This window comes from Marinagarivorans sp. (assembly GCF_982758155.1).
On sequence record NZ_CEXWTU010000039.1, the window covers coordinates 18,972 to 27,516 of the forward strand.

8 protein-coding genes are annotated in these 8,545 nt (G+C 45.1%); 7 read left to right on the forward strand and 1 reads right to left on the reverse strand.

The window, feature by feature from the left end:
* Positions 1 to 44 precede the first annotated feature (44 nt).
* The 7 genes from AC3A8L_RS06850 to ilvA all read left to right on the forward strand — a co-directional run bounded on the left by AC3A8L_RS06850 (position 45) and on the right by ilvA (position 7,102).
* The gene (locus AC3A8L_RS06850; protein ID WP_487961489.1) at positions 45 to 1,268 is read left to right on the forward strand and encodes a class I SAM-dependent RNA methyltransferase; all 1,224 of its coding nucleotides are present in this window, start codon (positions 45 to 47) and stop codon (positions 1,266 to 1,268) included.
* Positions 1,261 to 1,953 (forward strand): M48 family metallopeptidase, encoded by a 693-nt coding sequence (locus tag AC3A8L_RS06855; RefSeq protein WP_487961490.1) that lies wholly within the window; start codon positions 1,261 to 1,263, stop codon positions 1,951 to 1,953. Before AC3A8L_RS06850 ends, AC3A8L_RS06855 begins: the two co-directional genes overlap by 8 nt.
* A gap of 8 nt (positions 1,954 to 1,961) precedes the next feature.
* Positions 1,962 to 2,654: a tRNA (guanosine(46)-N7)-methyltransferase TrmB gene (gene trmB / locus AC3A8L_RS06860; RefSeq protein WP_487961491.1), complete on the forward strand. Its 693-nt coding sequence runs from the start codon at positions 1,962 to 1,964 to the stop codon at positions 2,652 to 2,654.
* 156 nt (positions 2,655 to 2,810) lie between these two features.
* Positions 2,811 to 3,932: an OmpA family protein gene (locus tag AC3A8L_RS06865; RefSeq protein WP_487961492.1), complete on the forward strand. Its 1,122-nt coding sequence runs from the start codon at positions 2,811 to 2,813 to the stop codon at positions 3,930 to 3,932.
* A 105-nt stretch (positions 3,933 to 4,037) separates the two neighbouring features.
* Positions 4,038 to 4,505, forward strand: a complete 468-nt coding sequence (locus AC3A8L_RS06870; protein WP_487961493.1) for a TIGR02444 family protein — start codon at positions 4,038 to 4,040, stop codon at positions 4,503 to 4,505.
* A 125-nt stretch (positions 4,506 to 4,630) separates the two neighbouring features.
* Entirely contained in the window at positions 4,631 to 5,425 is a 795-nt protein-coding gene (gene bamJ / locus AC3A8L_RS06875; RefSeq protein ID WP_487961494.1) for a BamJ family beta-barrel-assembly machinery protein, read from the forward strand.
* A 150-nt stretch (positions 5,426 to 5,575) separates the two neighbouring features.
* The gene (gene ilvA / locus AC3A8L_RS06880; protein WP_487961495.1) at positions 5,576 to 7,102 is read left to right on the forward strand and encodes a threonine ammonia-lyase, biosynthetic; all 1,527 of its coding nucleotides are present in this window, start codon (positions 5,576 to 5,578) and stop codon (positions 7,100 to 7,102) included.
* A gap of 55 nt (positions 7,103 to 7,157) precedes the next feature.
* Here the strand turns inward: ilvA and AC3A8L_RS06885 are convergent, their stop codons facing one another.
* Complete coding sequence (locus tag AC3A8L_RS06885) at positions 7,158 to 8,378, reverse strand: glycosyl hydrolase (RefSeq protein ID WP_487961496.1); 1,221 nt, start codon at positions 8,376 to 8,378, stop codon at positions 7,158 to 7,160.
* Positions 8,379 to 8,545 lie beyond the last annotated feature (167 nt).

Genomic DNA, 8,545 nt, shown 5'->3' on the forward strand with positions numbered 1-8,545 from the left:
TTTTTAGTGTTTCCCTTTAGTTATCCCCTAGAAAGGTCCAAAGCATGATGTATCGCAATAACCAGCGAAATTTAAAAGGTAGCCAGCAAAAAAGAGCTGTACACCCGCTGGAAGAGCAAGAATTTATTGGTGTGGTTAAAGATGTTGCCAGTAATGGACTTGCTGTCGTAGAGCACAGCTCTGGCGTAGCTGTTTTTCTGCGCGGTGCTTGGGTGGGTGAAACGGTTAGGGTCAAGACCGAACAGTTTAAAAAGCGGTATGCGATGGGTGTGCTGTTAGAATTATTAAAGCCTTGTGATATGCGCGTTGTGCCTCCGTGTCAGCATTTTAATGCAGAGCCTAGTTGTGGCGGGTGTTTGTGGCAGTTTGTCGATTATTCGGCACAGGTTGCGATGAAACAGTTGTGGGTTGAGCGTCAATTTGCTCGTTTTACAGACTGCCCTTCGGCGACAATTAAGGGGAGTGACGCTGTCTGGCGTTACCGAAACCGTGCGGAATTTAAAACCGACGGAAAAAAGTTAGGCTTTTTGGCTGCGCAATCCAAAACTTTGATTGATGTGGTGTCGTGTCCAGTATTGTCTGACGAGGTTGAGCAGCACCTGTTGAATCTCCGCAAACAGCTGCCAAATAAAGCATGGCGCAGCCAAAATAAAAAGCACCCGATGACATTGCTGGCGGTGGATGATGATCTTGATCTTGATCTTGATCTTGATGTTGTTGCCAATGTTCGCAGGCCTTTTAAGCAGGCTAACGAGGGGCAGAATCAAGTTCTCAAGCAGTGGCTGGCAGCAGTGCTTGAAGCAGACAGTAAAGCAAATGTTGTCATGGAGCTTTTTTGTGGTTCAGGGAATTTCACCAAGGCGCTTTGCGCTATGGGATACGATCAAATTATTGCTGCTGAAGTATCTGAAATTGCCGTTGAGCAGTTGTCTGTGCAAAAGTTAAGCGGGGTTTCTGCCGTACAGGCCAATTTATTTGATAAAGCAGCATTGGAGCAGCTGTGTCTTCGGTACAGTCATGCAAAAACGCTGGTGCTGGATCCGCCTAGGGATGGCCTTGTTTGTATTCAGCCTTTATTGGATCATAAGGGTTTTGAATGTGTCGCTTACATCTCTTGCGATTTAAAGACTTGCGCTAAAGATATCGAGCAGTTTGTTTCGGCCGGCTATACCGTTGAGTGTATTCAACCTGTTGATATGTTTCCCCATACTCAACATGTCGAGCTGTGTGTGTTTTTGCGGCGTAGAATAGGGCAGCGTGGTGAATAAATACCATTTCTCATCTGATCTACATGAGCTTCCATTGGAGTGTAGGCGCTCTGCACGACGCAAAACCTTGGGGCTTAAAGTGTCTCCGGGGCGCGTACTTGTTTCCTACCCGCCGGCTGTTTCGGCCAAAGATGTTGTGCTATGGGTAAATCAGAAAAGCGAGTGGATCTTAAAGCATTATCAACCGCCTTTGATCTCGGTGGTTGATAATGCTTATACCGAGCAAGACACTATTTTTTGGAATGGCCATCTCGAACAATTAACGGCGTTGACCGGTGTTGACGGGTTGTTGCCCACTCATTTTTTTGAGTTGACTTTGTGCTTACAGAAGCAACTTTTGCTGGAGCTTTGCGCTAAGTCGTTACTGGTGGACTTAAGGTCCCGAGTCAAGAGTTGGGAGGGTGTGCTCAGTTTACATGCGCGAACGGTTAAAATTAGACCTTATAAGTCGCGCTGGGGTAGTTGTACTCAGCACGCGGGGTTGGCTTTTAATTCTTTATTGATGATGGCGCCGGCGTGGGTGCGTGACTATGTCGTTATCCATGAGCTTTGCCATATAAAACATTTAAATCATTCACATTTTTTTTGGGCTGAAGTGGCCCGAGCTTGTCCGCATCAGCAGGTCAAAAAAGCAAAGTCCTGGCTGCGTGCGAACGGTAATCAATTATTGTTAATTTATCGGTGATCAGCAGTATGATTGTTAAACCTGAATTTAAAGATAAGTCTATTCGCAGTTTTGTAATTCGCGGCGGGCGTATGACCGAAGGGCAGCAGACAGCCTTTGAGCAATGGTGGCCAAAATACGGTCGCTCTTTACATGACGGGTGTAGTGCTACAGCCGATATTTTTGCTAATGGTAAGCCTGTTGTTATCGAGGTTGGCTTTGGTATGGGGGATTCGTTGCTGGAAATGGCGAGTAAAGATCCCGATACAAATTTTATTGGTATCGAAGTGCATCCCCCAGGCGTTGGGCGTTTAATCAATGAGGCGGGCAAGCTGGGCTTGACTAATCTTTGGGTCTTTATGGCTGATGCTACCGATGTGTTGAGCGATTGTTTTGAGGATGAAAGTGTCTCTCGCTTGCAGTTGTTTTTCCCCGACCCTTGGCACAAGAAAAAGCACAATAAAAGGCGTATTGTTCAATCACCTTTTGTCGATATTATTGCTGGCAAGCTAAGAGCGGATGGCGTTCTGCATATGGCGACAGACTGGGAACCTTACGCTGAATATATGGTTGAGGTGTTGGCGGAAACCCCGCGTTACCAAAACGTGGCAGGTGAAAAAATCTATTCTACCGCGCCGGAATATAGGCCTAAAACCAAGTTTGAAATGCGTGGTGAGCGCTTAGGTCATGGTGTTTGGGACTTGTTATACCAAAAGAGATAGGCCTTTAATTACACCGACTGTGATAATATTAATTAAATGTATTTGTTAAGTAACTATTCATGGATCCTCAGCGTACAATCATTCGCCCGTTTTATACGGAGTAGTGCTGGTGCGTATGATGTCATTTTTGAATATTAGAAAATTAGGAGATTGGGTTTGAAAAAGCTAAATGTATTAAAAAATGCTGTTGCAGTGTTGTCTTTGAGTGTTGCTGCTGGTGTTTCTTTTGCGAGTGATATCGAGTTGGGGATAGGTTTGCCCTATTATGCTTTTGATAACGAAGCCGAGCTAAAAGATAAGAGCGGCTTCAATATTAATGCAGGGTATCGTTTTGATAAGCCATTTGGCGTTGAATTGTCTTATTCGCAAGTATCTGCTGAAGTTGAAGGTTTTGGTGGCGATGTTGATGTGCAGGACTTGCGCTTAGATGGCTTGTGGTATTTAACTAATGAGGGTGGAATACTGCCTTATGCTGCTTTGGGCGTAGGTATGCTAGAGCTTGATGACGGCAATGTAAGCACTAATGAAGACAGTGAGGAAACCGTCAACTTTGGTCTGGGTGTTAAAACGCATATCGGTAAGCGTTTTCGGGCTAGAATTGATGGGCGTTGGCTGCACGGGCTTGATTCGCACAGCGATCATAGTGTGATTACGTTAGGTTTGGGTTATGTTTTTGGTGCTTCAAATAAAGCGCCTAAAGTGATTGCCTCGGCATTTGTTGATGCCGATAAAGATGGTGTTGAGGATGGCGTTGATCGCTGTCTGAATACACCTGCTGGCGTTAATGTTGATGCGAAAGGGTGCGCTTTGGATACCGATCGCGATGGCGTTGCTGACCACCTTGACAAGTGTGTTGATACCGACAGCAAGCACAAGGTAGATGCTGTTGGTTGTGCCGTAGTGTTAAGTGAAGATGTTTCTATTGATCTAAAAGTTAAGTTTTCTAGCGGCAGCGATGTTGTTGATGCTGCTTATTTTAATGAAATTCGTGGTGTTGCACGCTTTATGGAGCAGTATGCTAATAGTGCTGTTGTCATTGAAGGGCATACTGATACGAGTGGCTCGTCAGCTTACAATAAAAAATTATCGCAGAAGCGCGCTAACGCTGTTGCAGGCTTGTTAACTGAACAATATGGTATTGACGCTAGTCGTGTTAATGCTATGGGTTATGGTGAAGAGCAGCCTTTAGTGGAAGAAAAAACAGCTGAAGATAACGCAACAAATCGTCGAGTTGTTGCAAAAGTTAGTGCTAAAAAAGACGTTATTGAAACTAAATAACGGCTTAGTAGTCTAGAGAGCTGCAAGTCTAAAATATTGCATGTAGCTACAGCATTAAAAAGGCGTCGTAAGGCGCCTTTTTAATGGATCTTGATTCGAGGTGTTATGACAATCTGGCCGTTTTGCGAAAAATTTTATGGACGTAAACCGGTTGCGACTTTGTGTTTACACTTGCAGGATCGATATCAGTTAAATGTTGGGCTTATTATTTGGTTATGTTGGCACTCTGCGCACAATCGTTTTGTGAATAGCGCGACCTTTACGGAAGCGTGCCTCTTGAGTGAGTCTGTCTACGACCCTCTTATATTACCTCTCAGGGCAATTCGGAAGCAGGTTTTACAGGCATCTTTGGCGGACGATCAAATTATTTATCAGCATGTATTAACCGCGGAAATACTGATGGAGAAGTCCTTGTTGTTAATGTTAGATGATCGCTTAACCCCGCGGGTTTCCATCGACCGAGACAGTCTGGCTTTTGGCTTGCTGGATTACCTTTCGCGAGCCGATGTCGAAAATGCCGAACAAAGTGTTCGTTTTTTGTACGCTAGCGCTTTGTCTTGCGTGAGTGAATAGATTGAATCACGATTTTTAGAGTTTAGGGGTTGGCAGGGGGCGGGTCTTATGGGGTAAGATGCTGCGCTCTTAAAGATTTGGCGTGTGCCAGTACGTATTTGTTAATAAAAAAACAGGATTGATTTATGAAAACATTGTTTTCTCGCAAGAATGCCTTTCTTGCAGCAGCGGTAACGGCTGCATTAATAACTACTGGCTGTAACAAGCCAGCAGAACAAGCTCAAGCTGCAGCTCCTGCAGTGGTAGAAAGTGAGTTGACGTCTCTTGAGCAAAAAGTAACTTACATTGTAGGTTACCGTATGGCCAAGCAAGCGCAGCAAGGCGAATTTGCCCTTGATAAAGGCGTAATGGGCATGGCGATTCAAGATGTTGCTGAAGAAAAAGAGCCTCGCATTGCTCAAGAAGATCAGCAAAAAATCATGATGGAGTTTCAAACTCAGCAAGAAGCTAAGCGCAAAGCTGAAACTGATAAAGCTTCAGGTGAAAACTTAGCTAAGGGCAAAGCTTTCTTAGAAGAAAATCTGAAAAAAGAGGGCGTTAAAGTTACTGAATCAGGCTTGCAATATAAGGTGATTACCGCTGTTGAAGGCGCAGCTTCACCAAAAGCAGAAGATACAGTTAAGGTTCATTATCACGGCACTCTAATTGACGGTACTGAATTTGATAGCTCTGTTAGTCGGGGCCAGCCTGTAACTTTTCCCGTGTCTGGTGTTATTCAGGGTTGGGTTGAAGGCTTACAGTTGATGAAGTTGGGCGAAAAGTACGAACTTTATATTCCGGCTGAGTTAGCTTATGGCGAAAACGGCACTGGGCCAATTGGCCCGAATGCAGCCTTGGTTTTTGAAGTTGAGTTGATTGAAATTAATCCTGAAGCACCTGCGGGCCATCCGCATGCTGGGGGCGACGGTCACGGTCACTAAGTGACCTGACTTTAAAAGCCCCGATTTGATCGGGGCTTTTTTTTGTCCGAAATTTGTTCTGATTATTAAGCTCTGACAGTGTGCTGAATGACTTAGCTTGGACGATCCAGTACCATGATGGCTTTCTGTCCTTAAAAGAATAGTAAGGTTATGCCCCAGTCTTATATTAAGCGTATTTTAGATGCGCGTATCTACGATTTAGCCGTCGAAACACCGCTCGATAGCGTTCCGTTGTTATCTGAAAAAACCGCGAATAATGTTTATTTGAAGAGAGAAGACTTACAGCCTGTTTTTTCATTCAAGCTGCGCGGTGCCTACAATAAATTACTACAGTTACCCAAATCAGTTCGTGCAAAAGGGGTTATTGCGGCGTCTGCCGGGAATCACGCGCAAGGTTTAGCATACTCGGCTCGGCACTTAGGCGTGCCTGCGACGATCGTTATGCCGGAAACCACGCCTGCAATTAAGGTTAATGCGGTCAGGCGCCACGGGGCTACAGTGGTTCTACATGGCGACACCTACGATGAAGCCTCTAAGTACGCCAAAAAACTCGTTGAAGATCAGGGCTTAACCTATATTGCGCCTTATGACGACCCCGATGTGATTGCTGGGCAGGGCACTGTGGCTGTCGAATTGTTAAGGCAGTATACCGATGATATTCATGCGGTTTTTATCCCAGTCGGTGGCGGTGGATTGTGTGCCGGAATGGCGGCCTATATCAAATATGTTCGGCCTGAAATTAAAATATTTGCAGTCGAGCCAGAAGATGCAGCTTGTTTAAAAGCCGCTATGGAACATAACGAGCGTGTCGTCTTGCCTCAAGTGGGTATTTTTGCTGATGGCGTTGCCGTTGCGCAAATAGGTGAAGAGAACTATCGAATTTTGAAGGAAACGATCGATGGTGTCATTACAGTTACTACTGATGAAATTTGCGCTGCGATAAAAGATATTTTTGAAGATACGCGCTCGATTGCCGAGCCGGCGGGCGCTTGTGCTGTGGCCGGGCTGAAAAAATATGTTGGGCAAACCGGCTGCACGGAGCAAACATTGATGGCCGTTCACAGTGGCGCTAATACTAACTTTGATCGTTTGCGTTACATTTCTGAGAGGACTGAAATTGGTGAGCGCCGCGAAGCAATTTTGGCGGTGACTATCCCAGAAAAACCGGGTGCTTACCTGAGCTTCTGTGAGCTGCTAGGGAAGCGTAATATCACCGAGTTTAATTATCGATATGCCGAGGGTAAGCAAGCTAAAATTTTTGTTGGTTTGCAAATAGGCCCGGAAAGCGCTGATAAGCAAGCCTTGTTGTCCAGTCTAGAAGGCAATGGCTATCAAGTGATTGATATGACGGATAACGAAATGGCTAAGTTACATATTCGTCATATGGTCGGTGGGCATGCGCCTGCAAGCTTAACGAATGAAGTTGTTTATCGTTTTGAATTTCCAGAGCGTCCAGGCGCACTGCTTAAATTTTTAACGGTATTGGCCGATCGTTGGAATATTTCGCTTTTTCATTACCGTAACCATGGTGCCGCCTATGGACGAGTGCTTATTGGACTGCAGGTTGATGCGCAACAGCGCGGTGCGGTAGAGGCTCATTTACAAGCCTTGAATTACCCGTTCTGGGAGGAAGGTAATAATGCGGCCTACCAGAGTTTTTTGGCCGCGTTAGAGTAGTAGTTTTCCGTTGGCCTGCTCTACAATGAAATGTGTAGAGCAGGCCTTAACGATTTTACTTTAACCATTCCTTGCTGATAATTGTTTCTACTGTTGCCGTTCTCGAGTCCTCCAATAGTGCTTTGGTGTCCATATTGCTTTTAATGGAAAGTTTTATGTTTCCGTTATTGTTTTGGGTGTCATGATCTGCAATCCAGTAAGCAATATGCTGATGCTTCCCTCTAAGTTCGGCAATGTAATCTGTATTTGAAAATGTACCATCTTGCGTTGTGGGCGCTAGTCTCGTCATACCGAGAGGCTTGTCGAGATCGATATAGCTAGAATAGTCGGGAATGTTCACCTCATCGCTATTACTAATGCTTGCCACAATGTCCACTTTACTTTCCCCAGGGTAACCCCATGTAGCCGTTTTCCGCACAGATTCTTTGCCTGTCCTTGGTGCATAAACCCAGAGTAGGTGGGTGAGGTTTTCCTTGGCTAGCTCGTCGGCGACGTGGGACCAAAGTTCTTTAAACTCGTCTTCAGTGGTTACAGGCGTGACAGATGCATCATCCTCGGCTTTATCTTTTGAGGGGCCATACCAATAGCTGGTTGTATTCATTTGAGGGAATGGGGCGAATAACACTGGGATTTTTTTGCTGTCGAGATCTTTAAGTGCTTCGATAATGACATCGAGTTGATCGTTGAATGTAGTATAAGCGGCTTGGTTATCGCCCTCCAAAGATGTGCCGTCACCGTATAAGGCGGTGATTTCAGTTTTGTCTGTTTGGGCGAGCGTGTCACTTGTTTCGTTATCATTGACTGTCCATGGGTTTAGTGGCGTCCATGTAACGCTAACAATTCCACCTAAATCCGAGTGTTCTTTAAGTTTTAGGTTTGCCTTTTTTAGGGCATCAAGGTCGAACTGCTGGCTTTTTTCATAATCAATACTGATGACAGCAATGCGCTTTTTCTCGATGTCAAACAGGTCTTCAACCAGGGCTTTATAGCTATGAAAGCCATTGTTGCTGTCTGTAAGCTCATCGCCGTTACCTAAGCTTTGGCCAACCAAAGTGTACCCCGTGATTTCTGTACACGTAATATCGGCAATGAGTTCGAACACTTTCTGGCTTTTTTCTGCAATGTTTTCATTGGTTGGCGATGCTGAGCAGGCAGGAGAGTCTTCATCTTCTGGATTGCTGTCTTCATAAATACGATTGTAGCCTGATTTACAAGCAGCTAAAGTTGTGCAGGCGCATACTAATGCTATGCCTGTAAGGGTGTTTTGTAGTGACATCGAGTCTTCCTTATTAATCGGCTTAACGCCAGATTAGCATGCTGTGCTTAATGTGGCGCTTTTGGTTTTGTAGTTGGTTAGCTTTTCTATGCTGGCATAGTTGTATTGGTTCGGGGCGGGGCAATAATAGTTTGTCCAATTAGACTAAGGCACCTGCTTTCTCAGCA

Coding starts and splice junctions, on each gene's coding strand:
- AC3A8L_RS06850 (WP_487961489.1), top strand. CDS start 45: ATGATGTATCGCAATAACCAGCGAAATTTAAAAGGTAGCCAGCAAAAA.
- trmB (WP_487961491.1), top strand. CDS start 1,962: ATGATTGTTAAACCTGAATTTAAAGATAAGTCTATTCGCAGTTTTGTA.
- AC3A8L_RS06870 (WP_487961493.1), top strand. CDS start 4,038: ATGACAATCTGGCCGTTTTGCGAAAAATTTTATGGACGTAAACCGGTT.
- bamJ (WP_487961494.1), top strand. CDS start 4,631: ATGAAAACATTGTTTTCTCGCAAGAATGCCTTTCTTGCAGCAGCGGTA.
- ilvA (WP_487961495.1), top strand. CDS start 5,576: ATGCCCCAGTCTTATATTAAGCGTATTTTAGATGCGCGTATCTACGAT.
- AC3A8L_RS06885 (WP_487961496.1), bottom strand. CDS start 8,378: ATGTCACTACAAAACACCCTTACAGGCATAGCATTAGTATGCGCCTGC.